The organism is Streptomyces sp. NPDC048142 (assembly GCF_043202835.1).
Classification (GTDB): Bacteria; Actinomycetota; Actinomycetes; order Streptomycetales; family Streptomycetaceae; genus Streptomyces.
Window position 1 is genome coordinate 87985 of record NZ_JBIDBC010000005.1, and the last position, 18095, is coordinate 106079.

An 18095-nucleotide genomic window follows, 5' to 3' on the forward strand; every position below is an offset into this window, starting at 1 on the left:
CGGGCGCCCGAACGGGAGCCCGGACCTCCGGAAGCGGTGCTCAGAGGCCCAGCAGCTCGCCGTGGACGATGCGGACGCCGCGCGCCCAGTCGGCGGCCTTCATCGGCTTCTTGCCCTGCGGCTGGACCCAGAGCAGCTCGACCGCGTGCGATCCGGTGCCCACGTACACGTTGTTCTTGGCGGCCGACAGCTCGCCGGGGGCCAGGTCGGTGCGGTCCAGCACCGGCGTGGCCTGGACCAGCTTGAGCCGCTCGCCGCGGAACAGGGTCCAGGCGCCGGGGGCCGGCGTGCAGCCGCGCACCACCCGGTCGACCCGCAGGGCGGGCGCGGACCACTGGACCCGGGCGTCCTCGACGGTGATCTTCGGCGCCGGGGTGACCCCGTCGTGGGGCTGGGGCACGGCGTGCAACGTGCCGTCCTCGATGCCGTCCATGGTGGCGGCGAGCAGTCCTGCGCCGGCGAAGGCGAGCCGGGTGAGCAGGTCGCCGCTGGTGTCGGTGGGGCGGATCTCCTCGGTGAGGACGCCGTAGACCGGACCGGAGTCCAGGCCCTCCTCGATCAGGAAGGTCGACGCGCCGGTCACCTCGTCCCCGGCCATCACCGCGTGCTGGACCGGTGCCGCGCCCCGCCAGGCGGGCAGCAGCGAGAAGTGCAGGTTGACCCAGCCCCGGGCGGGCACGTCGAGGGCGACCTTGGGCAGCAGGGCCCCGTAGGCGACGACCGGGCAGCAGTCCGGGGCGATCTCGCGGAGCCGGGCGAGGAACTCCTCGTCCCGGGGCTTCACGGGCTTGAGCACCTCGATCCCGGCCTCCTCCGCCCGTTCGGCCACCGGGCTCGCGACGAGTCGGCGGCCCCGCCCGGACGGCGCGTCGGGACGGGTCACGACGGCGGCCACCTCATGGCGGCCGGAGGCGATCAGGGCGTCCAGGGCGGGGACGGCGACCTCGGGGGTGCCGACGAAGACGAGCTTCATGGGTGGCTGACTGCCTCTCGGGCCAAGACGTACGGTGACGAGCAGCACACCAGTCTAAGGCCTGTCCCGTAGTCCCTGGCGGGCGCACCGACGACAGCCACGGCACCTCGCCGCGCTGTCGGAACACTTGAAACCATCCGGTATGCGGACGCCTCTCCGCCGTGCGACGCACCGCATCCGACGCCGCGCGCTGATCCACCAGGGACCACGGGACAGCCCTGGGGGGAGTCTGCGACCGGGGCCGGCCGGGCCCGGTTCGGACGGGCGCCGACCGGGGGGGCGTACGCGCGCCGCGCACGCCCCGTGCATAGGCACATACGCCCCGATAGCGTGACCACATACCCGGCTCGGGCGTTGGTCAAAGGAGATTGACCGAAGCGGGCCGCCCCGATGCGGCCCGATCCCTTTCAACGCCGGTTCGAGAGGCTTCTTCATGGCCGACCACGCAACGCACGACGCCCAAGCGCGGGCCAGTCTGCATCTTCTGGTGCGGGACATCGAGCGGGTCCGGCGGCAGGTGGACGCGCTGCGCACCCTCACCGCCCAGCTGGGCAACGTCTACCGTCCGCGCCGCTCCGGCCCCTCCGCGGGCTTCGTCGTCTACGGCAGGGCCCCGGCCCCCACCGTCCGCCTCGCGCAGGAACTGCGGGACAGCGTCGAGACCCTGGTCACGGCCGCGGTGGACTTCGACCGCTCGCTGGGCTTCTCCTGGGACGCGGTGGGCTCCGCCCTCGGCGTCACCAAGCAGGCCGTGCACCGCCGTTACGGAACACGCCGGGCCACGCCGCAGCCCGCCGCCGAGACGGGCGGCGAGACCACGGCCGTGCCGCGCCCGGTCTCCGTCGGCCCCGGCCTGGGCGGGTCCTCCGCCGGGGGGTCCGGCTCCCCGGTGCCCTCGGTCCCGGCGGCCCGCTCGATGCCGCCGCAGCCCTCGGCGGCCCAGCAGCCGGTCCGCAAGGAGCTGCGTCCCGGTGCCTTCCCTGGCCCCCGCAACGGCTGACCGCACGCCGCCCCTCTGCCCCACCGTGCCGGTCGCGCGGCGGGGCAGCTCCCTGTCCGGGCCCTGGCGGCCGAGTCCGCTCCGGGCTCAGCCGATATCGGGCGGGTCGATCCTGATGCGTACCGGGTCGGTCGCGCCCTTGGCCGTACGGGCCGCGAGTGCCGCCTTCAGGGTGCGGGCGAGCGCCGCCCCACGCCCCGGGACGACCCGGATCAGGGCACGCTCCCAGGTCTCGCCCGGCGGGGCGTCCCCCGGTCGGCGGGGCCTGCCGGGCTCGGCCGACGGGACCGGCACCGGCCCCAGGATCTCGGCCTCCGGCGGCAGCCCGGCGGTCCGGAGGAACGCGGCCAGGGCCTCGGCCGGGCCGGTCGCCGAAGCCATCCGGGAGACCGGCGGAAAACCCAGCTCGGCCCGCTCCGCCAGCTCCCGCCGGGCGAATCCCGCCGGGTCCCAGCGGACCAGCGCCTGCACCGCGCGCTCCGTCGGCTCGGCCACGATCACCACCGTGCCGCCCTCGTCCTGCCCCCGCACCAGGGCGCCCGCCGCCGTCCACCGTCGCAGCGCCTCCTCCCCCGCCCGAAGATCGGGGCGGCCGAGCATGGCCCAGCCGTCCAGGAGCAGGGCCGCCGCGTATCCGCCGTCGGCGACCGGCTCCGCACCGGGGGTGGAGACGACCAGGGCCGGAGCGTCGGGCACCGCGTCCAGAATGTGGTCGCGCCCCGAGGTGCGGACGGGCACGGCGGGAAAAGCCCGGCCCAGCTCCTCCGCGGTGCGGCGGGCGCCGACGATCTGGGCGCGCAGCCGGGTCGAGCCGCACTCGGCGCAGTGCCAGGACCGCTCGGCCCGCCCGCACCAGGCGCAGTTCAGATCCTGCTGGTCCGAGGCCTGAAGGGGACCCGCGCAGGGCCGGCACCGGGCGGGTGCCCGGCAGCGTTCGCAGGCGAGGCGGGGGGCGTAACCCCGCCGGGGCACCTGGACCAGCACCGGACCGCTGCGCAGTCCGTCGCGCACGGTCTGCCAGGCGAGGCTGGGCAGCCGGGCGGATCGGGCGGCGCCGTCCCGGGCCAGCTCGCCGTCCCCGACCGTACGGATGAGGGGCGCGGCCCGGCGCAGCCGCTCGCGGTCCGCGAGGAGCGGCAGCGCCCAGCCGCTCTCCACGAGCTGGGCGGCCTCGACCGTGCAGCTGGTCCCGCCGAGCAGGAAGCCGCAGCGGCCCTGTGCCGCCCGCAGCTCCAGGACCTCGCGGACATGCGGGAAGGGGGCGTTGTCGTCGCTGTGGCTGGAGTCCCCGTCGTCCCAGACGACGACCAGGCCGAGGTCCTGGACGGGGGCGAACATGGCGGCCCGGGTCCCCACGACCGCCCGCACCGAGCCCCGGCGTACGGCGAGCCACTGGCGGTAGCGCTTCTCGGGGCCGGATTCGGCGGTCAGCAGGGCGTGCCGGCCCGCGCCGAGCGCCTCGGTCAGGGCCGCGTCGACCCGTCCGGCGGCCCGTCCGTCCGGGACGACGACGAGCGCGCCGCGCCCGCGGGAGAGCGTCGCCGCGACGGCCCCGGCGATCTCGGCGGGCCAGTGCGGGCCGGGCAGGGCGGTCCACACGGCGCGCGGCGCACCGCCCTCGGCCAGTGCGCGCAGGAAGGCCGGGCCCTGGCCGTACCGCTCCCAGGTGCCCGGCTCCGGGGGCGGCGGCGGGGGCAGCGGGTCCGGGGAGGGCTTGGACTCCGCGCGGGCGTTGCGCGGCGGGACGGCGAGCTGGAGGACGTCGGCGAGGCTGCCCGCGTACCGGTCGGCGACGGCACGGCAGAGGGCGAGCAGCTCGGGCCCGAGGACCGGCTCCGGGGAGACCACGGAGGCGATGGCGGCGAGAGCGCCCTGGTAGTCGGAGTCGGCGCGGCGCTCGACGACGAAACCGTCGATCAGCCCGCCTCCCTCGCGCCGCCCGCCCTGGACGTTGCGCCCGCCGGCCCCGAACCGGACCCGCACCCGGACGCCCGGCTGAGCGTCGGCGTCCAGCTCCTGGGGGACCGCGTAGTCGAAGTACTGGTCGAGGTGGAGGACGCCCTTGTTGACCAGGACGCGGGCGACGGGCAGCTCCTCGGCGAGGGCCGCGCCGCGCCAGGTGCGCGGCTTGGCACGTGGCACCTTCGCCCGGCGCACGGTCTCCCGGATCAGCGCAAGCTGCTCCGGCGCCCCGGCACCGGGTTCGGCGGACTGCTCGTGCTCGCTGCTCACAGCTGAATTCCTACCAGAGACCACTGACAGCGGCGGAGACACGGCAGCGGGGCCCGGCCACCGCGTTCGGTGTCCGGGCCCCGCTGTCGTACTCGATGACGCCCGCTCCGCTGTCGTACGCGGGCGGGTCGGCTACAGACCGGCGGCGGCGCGCAGGGCGTCCACGCGGTCGGTGCGCTCCCAGGTGAAGTCGGGCAGCTCACGGCCGAAGTGGCCGTAGGCGGCGGTCTGGGCGTAGATCGGGCGGAGCAGGTCGAGGTCGCGGATGATCGCGGCCGGGCGGAGGTCGAAGACCTCGCCGATCGCGTTCTCGATCTTCTCGGTGTCGACCACGGCGGTGCCGAAGGTCTCGACGAACAGACCGACGGGCTCGGCCTTGCCGATCGCGTAGGCGACCTGGACCTCGCAGCGTGCGGCGAGACCGGCGGCCACCACGTTCTTGGCGACCCAGCGCATCGCGTACGCGGCGGAGCGGTCGACCTTGGACGGGTCCTTGCCCGAGAAGGCGCCGCCGCCGTGCCGGGCCATGCCGCCGTAGGTGTCGATGATGATCTTGCGGCCGGTCAGGCCGGCGTCGCCCATCGGGCCGCCGATCTCGAAGCGGCCGGTCGGGTTCACCAACAGCCGGTAGCCCTCGGTGTCCAGCTTGATGCCGTCCTCGACGAGCTGCGCGAGCACGTGCTCGACGACGAACTCGCGGATGTCCGGTGCGAGCAGCGAGTCCAGGTCGATGTCGGAGGCGTGCTGCGAGGAGACGACCACCGTGTCCAGCCGGACCGCCTTGTCACCGTCGTACTCGATGGTGACCTGGGTCTTGCCGTCGGGACGCAGGTAGGGGATGGTCCCGTTCTTGCGCACCTCGGACAGTCGCCGGGAGAGGCGGTGGGCGAGGTGGATCGGGAGCGGCATCAGCTCCGGGGTCTCGTCGCAGGCGTAGCCGAACATCAGGCCCTGGTCGCCCGCGCCCTGCTTGTCGAGCTCGTCCTCATCGCCCTCGACCCGCTTCTCGTACGCGGTGTCGACACCCTGTGCGATGTCGGGCGACTGGGCGCCGATCGACACCGAGACGCCACAGGAAGCACCGTCGAAGCCCTTTTTGGAGGAGTCGTAGCCGATCTCCAGAACCTTGTTGCGCACGAGGTTGGGAATGTCGGCGTAGGCCTTGGTGGTGACCTCGCCCGCGACATGCACCAGACCGGTGGTGATCAAGGTCTCGACGGCGACGCGCGAGGCGGGGTCCTCGCGCAGGAGCGCGTCGAGAATCGTGTCGCTGATCTGGTCAGCGATCTTGTCGGGGTGACCCTCGGTGACAGATTCCGAGGTGAAGAGACGGCGGGACACATCGCTCCCTGGGGTTGCAGCGGCTGCTGGCTGATCATGGGTGGTACGTCCGAGAGCTGCGCTCGGTGCGTACCGTCGTCCAGTTTATCGGTCGCATCCGGCGACCGGGCCAGGTGTCTCGCCCTTTGGGAGGTTCGTGACGTGCGCCACAGGGAACGCCAGTAGGACAATTCACCCTTCCCAGCCGCCATTCTGGTCCTTATGGGACGATTTCGCCCGCCCGAAGGGTTGACTGTGAAATCGGCTGGAACCTTCCTGAAACCAGATCCCAGACCGTGTCGGCAAGCGCTTCCTTGGGTCCGTACGGCACGGGCGTCTCCTGGCCGTCGGCGGCGAGGACGACCGCTTCGTTCTCCTCCGAGCCGAAGGTCCTGCGCTCCCCCACCTCGTTGACGACGAGAAGGTCACAGCCCTTGCGGCGGAGCTTCGCACGGCCGTTGGCCAGTACGTCGTCGGTCTCGGCGGCGAATCCGACGACGATCTGGTCCGGACGGGCCCGCTCGGCGGAGACCTCGGCGAGGATGTCGGGGTTGCGGACCAGGGTGACCTCGGGCGCCTCCTGGCCGTCCTTCTTCTTGATCTTGCCGGAGGCGTACGCGGCAGGGCGGAAATCGGCCACGGCGGCCGCCATCACCACGACATCCGCGTCGGGGGCGGCCTTCAGCACGGCCTCACGCAGCTGGACGGCCGTGCCGACCCGCAGGACATCGGCCCCGGCCGGGTCGGGCAGCCCGGTGTTGGCCTCGATCAGGGTGACCCGGGCCCCCCGGGCCACCGCCGTGCGCGCCAGCGCGTAGCCCTGCTTGCCGGAGGAGCGGTTGCCCAGGAAGCGCACCGGGTCGAGCGGCTCTCGGGTGCCGCCGGCGCTGATCACCACATGCCGGCCCGCGAGGTCGGGCTCGGTGACCCCGCGCGCCAGCGTCCGGCGGCAGACCTCGAAGATCTCGCCCGGGTCGGGCAGCCGGCCCTTGCCGGTGTCGACGCCGGTGAGCCGCCCGACGGCGGGCTCGATGACGACGGCGCCCCGGCGGCGCAGGGTGGCGACGTTCTCCTGGGTGGCCGGGTGCTCCCACATCTCGGTGTGCATGGCGGGGGCGAAGACCACCGGACAGCGGGCGGTCAGGAGCGTGTTGGTGAGCAGGTCGTCGGCGAGCCCGTGGGCGGCCTTGGCCAGCATGTCCGCGGTGGCCGGGGCGACCACCACGAGGTCGGCGCCCTGCCCGATCCGCACGTGCGGGACCTCGTGGACGTCCTGCCAGACCTCGTCGGACACGGGATGGCCGGAGAGCGCCGACCAGGTGGCGGCCCCGACGAAGTGCAGCGACGCGGCGGTCGGGACGACCCGTACGTCGTGGCCGGACTCGGTCAGCCGGCGCAGCAGCTCGCACGCCTTGTAGGCGGCGATGCCCCCGCTGACCCCCAGGACCACCTTCGGCTTGTCCACTGCGTCTCCCCGCACTCGGCAACGTAACGGCAACATGTGGGTCCCATGCTGCCTCACCGCGCGGAGGACGTTCATCCGGCCCCGGGACACACCTCAGGCCCGGCGGACGGGCCGCCGGGCCTGGAGTGAGGGTGCCGTGGTGCTGCTGCGTTACTGCGCGGGGCCCTCGATGGCCTCGGAGGTCAGCAGGCCCGCGTTGATCTCGCGGAGCGCGATCGACAGCGGCTTCTCGTGCACGTGGGTGTCGACGAGCGGACCGACGTACTCGAGGAGGCCTTCACCGAGCTGCGAGTAGTACGCGTTGATCTGGCGGGCGCGCTTGGCCGCGTAGATCACCAGGCTGTACTTCGAGTCGGTGGCTTCGAGGAGCTCATCAATCGGCGGGTTGATGATGCCCTCGGGCGTGGTGATGGAAGAGGACACTCTCTGCCTTCCGAAGGGGGTTTAGATCAAAGATCAAAGAGATCTGAGCGATCGCAGAGATCTAGGCCTGAAGCATCAACGTTAGCAGCTCACGCGCCACGCCCTCGACGGAGGTGTTGACGAGCGTCGTATCGAACTCCGCCTCGGCGGCCAGTTCGATCTTCGCGGCGGCGAGCCGGCGCTCGATGACCTCGGGCGCCTCGGTGCCCCGGCCGGTGAGCCGGCGCACCAGCTCCTCCCAGCTCGGCGGGGCCAGGAAGACCAGCCGCGCGTCCGACATCGACTGGCGGACCAGCCGGGCGCCCTGGAGGTCGATCTCCAGCAGGACCGGCTCACCGGCCTCCAGGCGGTCCAGCACGGCGCGGCGGGGCGTGCCGTAGCGGTTGCCCGCGAACTCGGCCCACTCCAGCAGTTCACCGTTGGCGACGAGCTTGTCGAACTCCTCGTCGTCCACGAAGAAGTAGTGGACACCGTTGCGCTCCCCGGGGCGCGGCTTGCGTGTCGTCGCCGACACGGAGAGCCAGACCTCGGGGTGCACGGTGCGCATATGAGCGACGACCGTGCTCTTGCCGACGCCCGAAGGGCCGGAGAGCACGGTCAGCCGCGGACGTACGTCCGGGGGTACGGGGGACGTCCCCCGGGATGTTGCAGCCATGGGGCGATTATCCAGGTTCTCAGGAGTGCCTGAGAACGTCAGGCGGCGCCGCCGCCGAACTCACGCTCCAGGGATGCGATCTGATTGGAGCCAAGACCCCTGACCCGGCGGCTCTCGGAGATGCCGAGACGCTCCATGATCTGCTTGGCGCGGACCTTGCCGACGCCCGGCAGGGATTCCAGCAGGGCGGAGACCTTCATCTTCCCGATGACGTCGTTCTCCTGGCCCTGCTTGATGACCTCGTGGAGGGAGGCGCCGGAGTGCTTGAGTCGATTCTTGACCTCGGCCCGCTCCCGGCGAGCCGCGGCGGCCTTTTCGAGCGCGGCTGCGCGCTGTTCAGGGGTAAGGGGCGGAAGAGCCACGCCTACGTCACCTCGGATGTCGATCTGTCGGATACGGACCGGCGGGGAAGCTGGACGCCACCCACCAGGTGAGCGAAGAACACACTGTGCTCGGCCGCTCTCGACGGAGACTAGCGGCAAGGGCCGCTGTAGTCAGCGAGAACAGACGAAAAGTCCTGGTCAGCTGTGGCCGACCAGGATTTTCCCGACATATCGACCTGGTTTCCGGTCAGTAACGCGTCAGCAATTCGTCAACGCGCTGTAAACGTGTCAGGGTCAGCTGCCGGATACAGCGCCGCGGACCTCGTCCGCGAACCGTTCGGCCGCTTCGCGCAGCCCGGACACGTCCGGGCCGTGGCGCAGCACGCCCCGGCTCACGCTGGGGACCACGTTGCCCACCGCGTCGCCGAACACCGCCGGCAGGTCCGCCGGGGTCGCCCCCTGGGCGCCGATGCCGGGCGCGAGGAGCGGCCCGTTGATCGCCAGGTTCACCCCCGCGTCGCCGAGCGTCGCACCGACCACCGCGCCGACCGAGCCGAGCGGAGCCGCTCCCTCGTTCTCCGCCGCCATGTGGTCGAGCATCAGCTGAGCGAGCGAGCGGCCGTCGGCAGCCGTGGCCCGCTGGACCTCGGCGCCCTCCGGGTTGGAGGTGAGGGCGAGGACGAAGACGCCCGATCCGGAGACGGCGGCGGCGTCCAGCGCCGGGCGCAGCGAGCCGAAGCCCAGGTACGGGGAGACGGTGACCGCGTCCGAGAAGAGCGGCGAGTCCTTGTCCAGGTAGGTCGCCGCGTAGGCCCCCATGGTGGAGCCGATATCGCCGCGCTTGGCGTCCATCAGGACGAGCGCGCCGGCCGCCCGCGCCTCCGCCACGGCCTTCTCCAGGACGGCGACGCCGCGCGATCCGAAGCGCTCGAAGAACGCGGACTGCGGCTTGAGGACGGCGACCCGGTCGGCCAGCGCCTCCACGACGGTCCGGGTGAAGCGCTCCAGACCGGCGATGTCGTCGTTCAGGCCCCAGGAGGTGAGCAGCGAGGCGTGCGGGTCGATGCCGACGCAGAGCGGCCCGCGGGTGTCCATGGCGTGACGCAGCCGGGCGCCGAAGGGTTCGGGTGTCACAGGGCGGCCTTCTTCCGGGTCTCGGCGCCGACGGCCTCGGCGAGGGTGGCGTACGGGGAGGCGGCGAGCCGGGCGGCGAGGCCCTTGTGGATCGCGCGGGCGTAGAAGGGACCTTCGTAGATGAAGGCGCTGTAGCCCTGGACCAGGGTGGCCCCGGCGAGGATGCGCTGCCAGGCGTCCTCGGCGTTCTCGACGCCCCCGACGCCCACCAGGGTGATCCGGTCCCCCACACGGGCGTACAGGCGGCTCAGGACCTCCAGTGAGCGCTCCTTGAGGGGTGCGCCGGAGAGTCCGCCGGTCTCTCCCACCAGGGCGGGGTCGGATTTCAGGCCCAGGTCCTCGCGGGCGATGGTGGTGTTGGTGGCGATGATGCCGTCCAGGCCCAGTTCCACGGCGAGGTCGGCGACGGCGTCGACGTCCTCGTCCGCGAGGTCCGGGGCGATCTTGACGAGCAGCGGGACCCGCCGGGTGGTGACGGTGCGGTCGGCTGCCTCGCGTACGGCGGTGAGCAGCGGGCGCAGCGACTCGGTGGCCTGGAGGTTGCGCAGGCCGGGGGTGTTCGGCGAGGAGACGTTGACGACCAGGTAGTCGGCGTGGCCGGCGAGGGCCTCGGTGGACTTCACGTAGTCGGCGGCGGCCTCGGCCTCGGGCACGACCTTGGTCTTGCCGATGTTGACGCCGACGGTGGTGCGGAAGACCGGGTTGCGGGCGGCCAGGCGGGCGGCGACGGCGGCGGAGCCCTCGTTGTTGAAGCCCATGCGGTTGATCAGCGCACGGTCCGCGACGAGCCGGAAGAGGCGCTTCTTGGGGTTGCCGGGCTGGGGTTCGCCGGTGACGGTGCCGATCTCGACATGGTCGAAGCCGAGCATCGCCATGCCGTCGATCGCGACGGCGTTCTTGTCGAAGCCGGCGGCGAGTCCGAAGGGGCCGTGCATCCGCAGACCGAGGGCCTCGGTGCGCAGTTCCTTGAAGCGGGGGGCGAGGGCGGCGGCGAGGAAGGTGCGCAGGACGGGGATCCGGGCGGCGAGGCGGATCCAGCGGAAGGCGGCGTAGTGGGCCTGCTCGGGGTCCATCCGCTGGAAGGCCAGCCGGAAGAAGAGCTTGTACATGGAGAGATGTCCTTGGTGCTCGGTGGGCTCGACGGAGTCGACAGGGCTCGACTGGGCTCGACTGGGCTCGCAAAGAGGGGGACACCGTTTCCGGTGTCCCCCTCTCCGGGCGGCTAGTCGCGCGCCGCTGTCAGATGCTCCGCGTGTTCCTGGAGGGAGCGGACCCCGACGTCGCCGTGGTTGAGGGCGTCGATGCCCTGGACGGCGGCGGCGAGCGCCTGGACCGTGGTCAGGCACGGTACCGAGCGGGCCACGGCCGCGGTGCGGATCTCGTAGCCGTCGAGCCGGCCGCCGGTGCCGTACGGCGTGTTGACGATGAGGTCGACCTCGCCGTCGTGGATGAGCTGGACGATGGTCCTCTCGCCGTCGGGCCCGGTGCCCTCGGACTGCTTGCGCACGACGGTGGCGTTGATGCCGTTGCGCTTGAGGACCTCGGCGGTGCCGGAGGTGGCCATCAGCTCGAAGCCGTGGGCGACCAGCTCGCGGGCCGGGAAGATCATCGAGCGCTTGTCCCGGTTGGCGACCGAGATGAACGCGCGGCCCTTGGTGGGCAGCGGGCCGTAGGCGCCGGCCTGCGACTTGGCGTACGCCGTGCCGAAGACCGAGTCGATGCCCATGACCTCGCCGGTGGAGCGCATCTCCGGGCCGAGGACCGTGTCGACGCCCCGGCCGTGGATGTCGCGGAAGCGCGACCACGGCATCACGGCCTCCTTCACGGAGATCGGCGCGTCCAGCGGCAGGGTGCCGCCGTCGCCGGTCCTCGGCAGCAGACCCTCCGCGCGCAGCTCGGCGATGGTCGCGCCCAGCGAGATGCGGGCCGCGGCCTTGGCGAGCGGGACGGCGGTCGCCTTCGAGGTGAAGGGGACCGTACGGGAGGCGCGCGGGTTGGCTTCGAGGACGTAGAGGATGTCGCCGGACAGCGCGAACTGGATGTTGATCAGTCCGCGGACGCCGACGCCCTTGGCGATGCCCTCGGTGGAGGCGCGCAGCCGCTTGATGTCGAACCCGCCGAGGGTGATCGGGGGCAGGGCGCAGGCCGAGTCGCCGGAGTGGATGCCGGCCTCCTCGATGTGCTCCATGACGCCGCCGAGGTACAGCTCGGTGCCGTCGTAGAGGGCGTCCACGTCGATCTCGATGGCGTCGTCGAGGAAGCGGTCGACCAGGACCGGCCGGGTGGGGCTGATCTCGGTGGACTCGGAGATGTACGAGGCGAGGCGCGTCTCGTCGTACACGATCTCCATGCCGCGCCCGCCGAGGACGTAGGACGGCCGTACGAGGACGGGGTAGCCGATCTCGTCGGCGATGGCCTTGGCCTCGCCGAAGGTGGTGGCGGTGCCGTGCTTGGGCGCGGGCAGCCCGGCCTCGGCCAGGACCCGGCCGAAGGCGCCGCGGTCCTCGGCGGCGTGGATGGCCTCCGGGGAGGTGCCGACGATGGGCACGCCGTTGTCCTTGAGCGCCTGCGAGAGGCCGAGCGGGGTCTGGCCGCCGAGCTGCACGATGACACCGGCGATCGGGCCCGCCAGCGATTCGGCGTGCACGATCTCCAGGACGTCCTCCAGGGTGAGCGGCTCGAAGTAGAGCCGGTCGGAGGTGTCGTAGTCGGTGGAGACGGTCTCCGGGTTGCAGTTGACCATGACGGTCTCGTAGCCCGCTTCGCTGAGCGCGAAGGAGGCGTGCACACAGGAGTAGTCGAACTCGATGCCCTGGCCGATGCGGTTGGGGCCCGAACCGAGGATGATCACGGCCGGCTTGGTGCGGCTCGCGACCTCGCTCTCCTCGTCGTAGGAGGAGTAGAAGTACGGCGTGTTCGCGGCGAACTCGGCGGCGCAGGTGTCGACCGTCTTGTAGACCGGGCGGATGCCGAGCGCGTGCCGGACCTCGCGGACGACGTCCTCGCGCAGCCCGCGGATCTCGCCGATCTGGGCGTCGGAGAAGCCGTGCCGCTTGGCCTCGGCGATCAGGTCGGCGTCCAGGCGTGCGGCGGAGGCCAGCTCGTCGGCGATCTCCTTGATCAGGAAGAGCTGGTCGACGAACCAGGGGTCGATCTTCGTGGCGTCGAAGACCTCCTCCTGGGTGGCGCCGGCCCGGATCGCCTGCATGACGGTGTTGATCCGGCCGTCGGTCGGGCGGGCCGCTTCCGCGAGCAGCTCGGCCTTGTCGCCGGTCTCGCCGGTGAAGGCGAACTGCGAGCCCTTCTTCTCCAGCGAGCGCAGGGCCTTCTGGAGGGCCTCGGTGAAGTTCCGGCCGATCGCCATGGCCTCGCCCACCGACTTCATGGTGGTGGTGAGGGTGGAGTCGGCGGAGGGGAACTTCTCGAAGGCGAAGCGGGGGGCCTTGACGACGACGTAGTCGAGGGTCGGCTCGAAGGAGGCCGGCGTCTTCTCGGTGATGTCGTTGGGGATCTCGTCCAGCGTGTAGCCGACGGCCAGCTTGGCGGCGATCTTGGCGATCGGGAAGCCGGTGGCCTTGGAGGCGAGCGCCGAGGAGCGGGAGACGCGGGGGTTCATCTCGATGACGATGACCCGGCCGTCGGTGGGGTCGATGGCGAACTGGATGTTGCAGCCGCCGGTGTCGACGCCGACCTCGCGGATGATCGCGATGCCGACGTCGCGCAGCCGCTGGTACTCGCGGTCGGTGAGCGTCATGGCCGGGGCGACGGTGATGGAGTCGCCGGTGTGGACGCCCATCGGGTCGAAGTTCTCGATGGAGCAGACGACCACGACGTTGTCGTTCCTGTCGCGCATCAGCTCCAGCTCGTACTCCTTCCAGCCGAGGATGGACTCCTCCAGGAGCACCTCGGTGGTCGGGGAGAGCGTGAGGCCCTGTCCGGCGATGCGGCGCAGCTCCTCCTCGTCGTGGGCGAAGCCGGAGCCGGCGCCGCCCATGGTGAAGGAGGGGCGGACGACGACGGGGTAGCCGCCCAGGGTGTCGACGCCGGCGATGACGTCGTCCATGGTGTGGCAGATGACGGAGCGGGCGGACTCGCCGTATCCGGTCTTCGCCTTGACGGCCTCGACGACGCCCTTGAAGAGGTCGCGGTCCTCGCCCTTGTTGATCGCCTCGACGTTGGCGCCGATGAGCTCGACGCCGTACTTCTCCAGGACACCGTTCTCGTGCATGGAGATCGCGGTGTTCAGCGCGGTCTGGCCGCCGAGGGTGGGCAGGAGCGCGTCGGGGCGCTCCTTGGCGATGATCTTCTCGACGAACTCGGGGGTGATCGGCTCGACGTAGGTGGCGTCGGCGATCTCCGGGTCGGTCATGATCGTCGCCGGGTTGGAGTTCACCAGGATGACGCGCAGGCCCTCGGCCTTGAGGACGCGGCAGGCCTGGGTGCCGGAGTAGTCGAACTCGGCGGCCTGGCCGATGACGATCGGACCGGAGCCGATGACCAGGACGGACTGGATATCGGATCGCTTAGGCACGCTGGCCCTCCATCAGGGTGACGAAACGGTCGAAGAGGTACGCGGCGTCGTGCGGGCCCGCGGCCGCCTCGGGGTGGTACTGGACGCTGAAGGCCGGCCGGTCCAGGAGCTTCAGGCCCTCGACCACCTGGTCGTTCAGGCAGACGTGGGAGACCTCGGCGCGGCCGAACTCCGTGTCGGATGCCTTGTCCAGCGGGGCGTCGACGGCGAAACCGTGGTTGTGCGCGGTGACCTCGACCTTGCCGGTGGTGCGGTCCTGCACCGGCTGGTTGATGCCGCGGTGGCCGTACTTCAGCTTGTAGGTGCCGAAGCCGAGGGCGCGGCCGAGGATCTGGTTGCCGAAGCAGATGCCGAAGAGCGGGGTGGACCGTGCGAGGACACCGCGCATGAGGGCGACCGGGTGGTCGGCGGTGGACGGGTCGCCGGGACCGTTGGAGAAGAAGACGCCGTCCGGGTTCACGGCGTACACCTCCTCCAGGGTGGCGGTGGCGGGCAGCACGTGCACCTCGATGCCGCGCTCGGCCATCCGGTGCGGGGTCATGCCCTTGATGCCGAGGTCGACCGCGGCGACGGTGAGCTTCTTCGTGCCGATCGCGGGGACGACGTAGGCCTCCTTGGTGGCGACCTCGGCGGACAGGTCGGCGCCGGTCATCTCGGGGGCCTGGCGGACCTTGGCGAGGAGGGTGCCCTCGTCGGGGATCGCGTTTCCGGAGAAGATCCCGACGCGCATCGCGCCACGCTCGCGCAGGTGGCGGGTGAGGGCGCGGGTGTCGACGCCGCTGATGCCGACGACGCCCTGCGCCACCAGCTCCTCGTCCAGCGAGCGCCGCGAGCGCCAGTTGGAGGGCTTGCGGGCGGGGTCGCGGACGACGTAGCCGGAGACCCAGATGCGGCCCGACTCGGGGTCCTCGTCGTTGACGCCGGTGTTGCCGACGTGCGGGGCCGTCATGACGACGACCTGGCGGTGGTAGGAGGGGTCGGTCAGCGTCTCCTGGTAGCCGGTCATGCCGGTGGAGAACACCGCTTCGCCGAAGGTCTCCCCCACGGCCCCGTAGGCGCGGCCGCGGAAGGTGCGGCCGTCCTCCAGGACGAGTACGGCGGGGGTCTGGTCCCCCCGGGTGGAGATCGTCATCGTGCGGTGCCTTCCGTAGGGGTGCTGGTGAGTTCCGTGGCGGCCGGGGCGCCGGTGAGCCGGTTGACGGCGTCGGCCCAGGCCTGGTGCTCGGCGGCGTGGTCGGAGCGGAAGCCGGAGTCGATCAGCGTCTCGCCGTGCGCCCAGGTGATGATCAGCAGGCCGCCCTCGGGGAGGACCTTGCCCGCGAGCGCCTTGTCGAGGCGGGCCTCGCGCAGGGCCTCGGCCGGGATGAAGAAGTCGCTCGCCCCGGGGCGTACGACGTCCAGGCCGCGGGCGGTGAGCGTGAGCTCGGTACGGCTGCGGGCGCCGAGGCCGTGCGCGACGATCCGGTCGAGCCACTGTCCGGCGGTGGTGGAGGCGTGGTAGCGCCCCTGAAGCGTCAGCAGCGTCTCGTCGTCGGCGAAGCCCTCGGGGGTGACCGGAAGCTCCGGGAGGCCGGACTGGAGGCTGGCGCGCCACTTCCAGCCCTGGCGCATCAGCCAGTAGACGAGGGCGATGAAGACGAACAGGCCGATCACCCAGGCGATGCGGGCGGCCCAGTCCGTCACTTCCGCCGACTTCTGCTCGGCGGCCAGGTGGTACAGGGGGGTCAGAGTTGTCACGCGAGCTTCCCGTCGACGACCGTGGCACGGCCCCGCAGGAAGGTATGGGTGACGCGGCCCGGCAGCTCACGGCCCTCGTAGGGGGTGTTGCGGCTGCGGGACGCGAAGCCCGCGGGGTCCACGGTCCCACGGTATGCCGGATCGACCAGCGTGAGGTTGGCGGGCTCACCCGCCGAGACGGGACGGCCGTGTCCATCGAGTCGGCCGATGGCCGCGGGGCGGAAGGACATGCGGTCGGCGACGCCCGCCCAGTCGAGCAGACCGGTGTCCACCATCGTCTGCTGGACGACCGAGAGGGCGGTCTCCAGGCCCACCATCCCCATGGCGGCCGCGGCCCACTCGCAGTCCTTGTCCTCGTGCGGGTGCGGGGCGTGGTCGGTGGCGACGCAGTCGATCGTGCCGTCGGCGAGCGCCTCGCGCAGGGCCATCACGTCGGCCTCGGTGCGCAGCGGCGGGTTCACCTTGTAGACCGGGTTGTAGCTGCGGACCAGCTCGTCGGTGAGGAGGAGGTGGTGCGGGGTGACCTCGGCGGTGACGTTCCAGCCCTTGGACTTGGCCCAGCGCACGATCTCCACGGAGCCGGCGGTGGAGAGGTGGCAGATGTGGACGCGGGAGCCGACGTGGGCGGCGAGGAGGACGTCGCGGGCGATGATCGACTCCTCGGCGACGGCGGGCCAGCCGCCGAGACCCAGCTCTGCCGAGACGATGCCCTCGTTCATCTGGGCGCCCTCGGTGAGGCGGGGCTCCTGGGCGTGCTGGGCGACGACGCCGTCGAAGGCCTTCACGTACTCCAGGGCGCGGCGCATGATCACCGCGTCGTCGACGCACTTGCCGTCGTCGGAGAAGACCTTCACTCCGGCGGCGGAGTCGTGCATCGCGCCGAGTTCGGCGAGCTGCTTGCCCTCCAGGCCGACGGTGACCGCGCCGACGGGCTGGACGTCGCAGTAGCCGGACTCCTTGCCGAGCCGCCAGACCTGCTCGACGACGCCGGCGGTGTCGGCGACGGGGAAGGTGTTGGCCATGGCGTGCACGGCGGTGAAGCCGCCGACGGCCGCGGCCTTCGTGCCGGTGAGGACGGTCTCGGAGTCCTCGCGGCCGGGCTCGCGCAGATGGGTGTGCAGGTCGACCAGGCCGGGCAGCAGGATCTGCCCCCCGGCCTCGATCACGGTGGCGCCGGCGGCGTCGATGCCGGTGCCCACCTCGGTGACGGTCTCGCCGTCGATCAGGACGTCCTGCGGCTGGCCGCCGAGGATCCGCGCACCGCGGACAATGATCTTGCTCATGGTTACTTGTTCTCCTCGGTACGGGCGGGGGCGGCGGACAGCGCGGTGTCGGAGCCACCGAGCAGCAGGTAGAGCACGGCCATGCGGATGGAGACGCCGTTGGCGACCTGCTCGACGACCGTGCAGCGGTCGGAGTCGGCTACCTCGGCGGTGATCTCCATGCCGCGGACCATCGGGCCGGGGTGCATGACGATGGCGTGTCCGGGCATCTTCGCCATCCGCTCCCCGTCCAGGCCGTAGCGGCGGGAGTATTCGCGCTCGGTCGGGAAGTAGGCGGCGTTCATCCGTTCGCGCTGCACACGCAGCATCATCACCGCATCGGACTTCGCCAGCACGTTGTCGAGGCTGTAGCTGACGTCGCAGGGCCACTGTTCGACGCCCACCGGAACGAGGGTGGGCGGGGCCACCAGAGTGACGTGCGCGCCGAGCGTGGTCAGCAGGTGGACGTTGGAGCGGGCGACGCGGCTGTGCAGGATGTCGCCGACGATCGTGATGCGGCGGCCGTCCAGGTCCCGGCCGAGCCCGGCGTCGGCTCCGACGAGCCGGCGGCGCATCGTGAAGGCGTCCAGCAGGGCCTGGGTGGGGTGCTCGTGGGTGCCGTCCCCGGCGTTGACCACGGCCCCGTCGATCCAGCCGGAGGTGGCGAGCCGGTAGGGGGCGCCGGAGGCGCCGTGCCGGATGACGACGGCGTCGGCGCCCATCGCCTCCAGGGTCAGCGCGGTGTCCTTCAGGGACTCGCCCTTGGAGACGGAGGAGCCCTTGGCGGAGAAGTTGATGACGTCGGCGGACAGCCGCTTGGCGGCCGCCTCGAAGGAGATGCGGGTACGGGTCGAGTCCTCGAAGAAGAGGTTGACGACGGTACGGCCGCGCAGGGTGGGGAGCTTCTTGATCGGCCGGTCCGCGACCCGGGCCATCTCCTCGGCGGTGTCGAGGATCAGGACGGCGTCGTCGCGGGTGAGGTCGGCGGCCGAGATGAGGTGACGCTTCATCTGGGGGTTCTCCGGGTGACTGGAGGGAGT

At 71.8% G+C, this 18095-nt stretch carries 15 protein-coding genes; 1 reads left to right on the top strand and 14 read right to left on the bottom strand.

Annotated elements, in window-relative coordinates; all coding sequences use genetic code 11:
- Positions 1 to 40: 40 nt before the first annotated feature.
- The gene (fmt, locus tag ACGF2Y_RS09095; protein WP_392944430.1) at positions 41 to 973 is read right to left on the bottom strand and encodes a methionyl-tRNA formyltransferase; all 933 of its coding nucleotides are present in this window, start codon (positions 971 to 973) and stop codon (positions 41 to 43) included.
- 433 nt (positions 974 to 1406) lie between these two features.
- On the opposite strand from fmt, the gene ACGF2Y_RS09100 reads away from it, so the two are divergent.
- Positions 1407 to 1973 (top strand): hypothetical protein, encoded by a 567-nt coding sequence (locus ACGF2Y_RS09100; protein WP_392944432.1) that lies wholly within the window; start codon positions 1407 to 1409, stop codon positions 1971 to 1973.
- Positions 1974 to 2060: 87 nt separating this feature from the next.
- Here the strand turns inward: ACGF2Y_RS09100 and ACGF2Y_RS09105 are convergent, their stop codons facing one another.
- The 13 genes from ACGF2Y_RS09105 to ACGF2Y_RS09165 form a co-directional block, all read right to left on the bottom strand.
- Positions 2061 to 4205 (bottom strand): primosomal protein N', encoded by a 2145-nt coding sequence (locus tag ACGF2Y_RS09105; RefSeq protein WP_392944434.1) that lies wholly within the window; start codon positions 4203 to 4205, stop codon positions 2061 to 2063.
- 132 nt (positions 4206 to 4337) lie between these two features.
- Positions 4338 to 5546 (bottom strand): methionine adenosyltransferase, encoded by a 1209-nt coding sequence (gene metK / locus ACGF2Y_RS09110; protein ID WP_392944436.1) that lies wholly within the window; start codon positions 5544 to 5546, stop codon positions 4338 to 4340.
- 199 nt (positions 5547 to 5745) lie between these two features.
- The gene (gene coaBC, locus ACGF2Y_RS09115) at positions 5746 to 6990 is read right to left on the bottom strand and encodes a bifunctional phosphopantothenoylcysteine decarboxylase/phosphopantothenate--cysteine ligase CoaBC (RefSeq protein WP_392944438.1); all 1245 of its coding nucleotides are present in this window, start codon (positions 6988 to 6990) and stop codon (positions 5746 to 5748) included.
- A gap of 150 nt (positions 6991 to 7140) precedes the next feature.
- The gene (gene rpoZ / locus ACGF2Y_RS09120; RefSeq protein ID WP_003970369.1) at positions 7141 to 7413 is read right to left on the bottom strand and encodes a DNA-directed RNA polymerase subunit omega; all 273 of its coding nucleotides are present in this window, start codon (positions 7411 to 7413) and stop codon (positions 7141 to 7143) included.
- Between the two features lie 61 nt (positions 7414 to 7474).
- Positions 7475 to 8068, bottom strand: a complete 594-nt coding sequence (gene gmk / locus ACGF2Y_RS09125; protein ID WP_392944440.1) for a guanylate kinase — start codon at positions 8066 to 8068, stop codon at positions 7475 to 7477.
- 38 nt (positions 8069 to 8106) lie between these two features.
- A complete protein-coding gene (locus ACGF2Y_RS09130) occupies positions 8107 to 8430 on the bottom strand; it encodes an integration host factor (RefSeq protein WP_005319887.1) in 324 nt (107 codons plus the stop codon).
- A 255-nt stretch (positions 8431 to 8685) separates the two neighbouring features.
- Positions 8686 to 9525 (bottom strand): orotidine-5'-phosphate decarboxylase, encoded by an 840-nt coding sequence (gene pyrF / locus ACGF2Y_RS09135; RefSeq protein ID WP_392944442.1) that lies wholly within the window; start codon positions 9523 to 9525, stop codon positions 8686 to 8688.
- Complete coding sequence (locus ACGF2Y_RS09140; RefSeq protein ID WP_392944444.1) at positions 9522 to 10634, bottom strand: quinone-dependent dihydroorotate dehydrogenase; 1113 nt, start codon at positions 10632 to 10634, stop codon at positions 9522 to 9524. The genes pyrF and ACGF2Y_RS09140 overlap by 4 nt, the downstream gene beginning before the upstream one ends.
- A 113-nt stretch (positions 10635 to 10747) precedes the next feature.
- On the bottom strand, positions 10748 to 14056 hold the full coding sequence (gene carB, locus ACGF2Y_RS09145) for a carbamoyl-phosphate synthase large subunit (protein WP_392944446.1): 3309 nt from the start codon (positions 14054 to 14056) through the stop codon (positions 10748 to 10750).
- Entirely contained in the window at positions 14049 to 15188 is a 1140-nt protein-coding gene (gene carA, locus ACGF2Y_RS09150) for a glutamine-hydrolyzing carbamoyl-phosphate synthase small subunit (RefSeq protein ID WP_392944448.1), read from the bottom strand. Before carA ends, carB begins: the two co-directional genes overlap by 8 nt.
- Entirely contained in the window at positions 15185 to 15793 is a 609-nt protein-coding gene (locus ACGF2Y_RS09155) for a hypothetical protein (protein WP_392944449.1), read from the bottom strand. The genes carA and ACGF2Y_RS09155 overlap by 4 nt, the downstream gene beginning before the upstream one ends.
- On the bottom strand, positions 15790 to 17076 hold the full coding sequence (locus ACGF2Y_RS09160) for a dihydroorotase (RefSeq protein WP_392944451.1): 1287 nt from the start codon (positions 17074 to 17076) through the stop codon (positions 15790 to 15792). The genes ACGF2Y_RS09155 and ACGF2Y_RS09160 overlap by 4 nt, the downstream gene beginning before the upstream one ends.
- Before the next feature lie 2 nt (positions 17077 to 17078).
- Complete coding sequence (locus ACGF2Y_RS09165; protein ID WP_392944453.1) at positions 17079 to 18065, bottom strand: aspartate carbamoyltransferase catalytic subunit; 987 nt, start codon at positions 18063 to 18065, stop codon at positions 17079 to 17081.
- Positions 18066 to 18095 lie beyond the last annotated feature (30 nt).

Excerpts from the sequence above, each read along its gene's own strand:
- fmt (WP_392944430.1), bottom strand. The coding sequence starts at position 973 with ATGAAGCTCGTCTTCGTCGGCACCCCCGAGGTCGCCGTCCCCGCCCTG.
- ACGF2Y_RS09140 (WP_392944444.1), bottom strand. The coding sequence starts at position 10,634 with ATGTACAAGCTCTTCTTCCGGCTGGCCTTCCAGCGGATGGACCCCGAG.
- ACGF2Y_RS09160 (WP_392944451.1), bottom strand. The coding sequence starts at position 17,076 with ATGAGCAAGATCATTGTCCGCGGTGCGCGGATCCTCGGCGGCCAGCCG.
- ACGF2Y_RS09165 (WP_392944453.1), bottom strand. The coding sequence starts at position 18,065 with ATGAAGCGTCACCTCATCTCGGCCGCCGACCTCACCCGCGACGACGCC.
- carA (WP_392944448.1), bottom strand. The coding sequence starts at position 15,188 with ATGACGATCTCCACCCGGGGGGACCAGACCCCCGCCGTACTCGTCCTG.
- ACGF2Y_RS09100 (WP_392944432.1), top strand. The coding sequence starts at position 1,407 with ATGGCCGACCACGCAACGCACGACGCCCAAGCGCGGGCCAGTCTGCAT.
- gmk (WP_392944440.1), bottom strand. The coding sequence starts at position 8,068 with ATGGCTGCAACATCCCGGGGGACGTCCCCCGTACCCCCGGACGTACGT.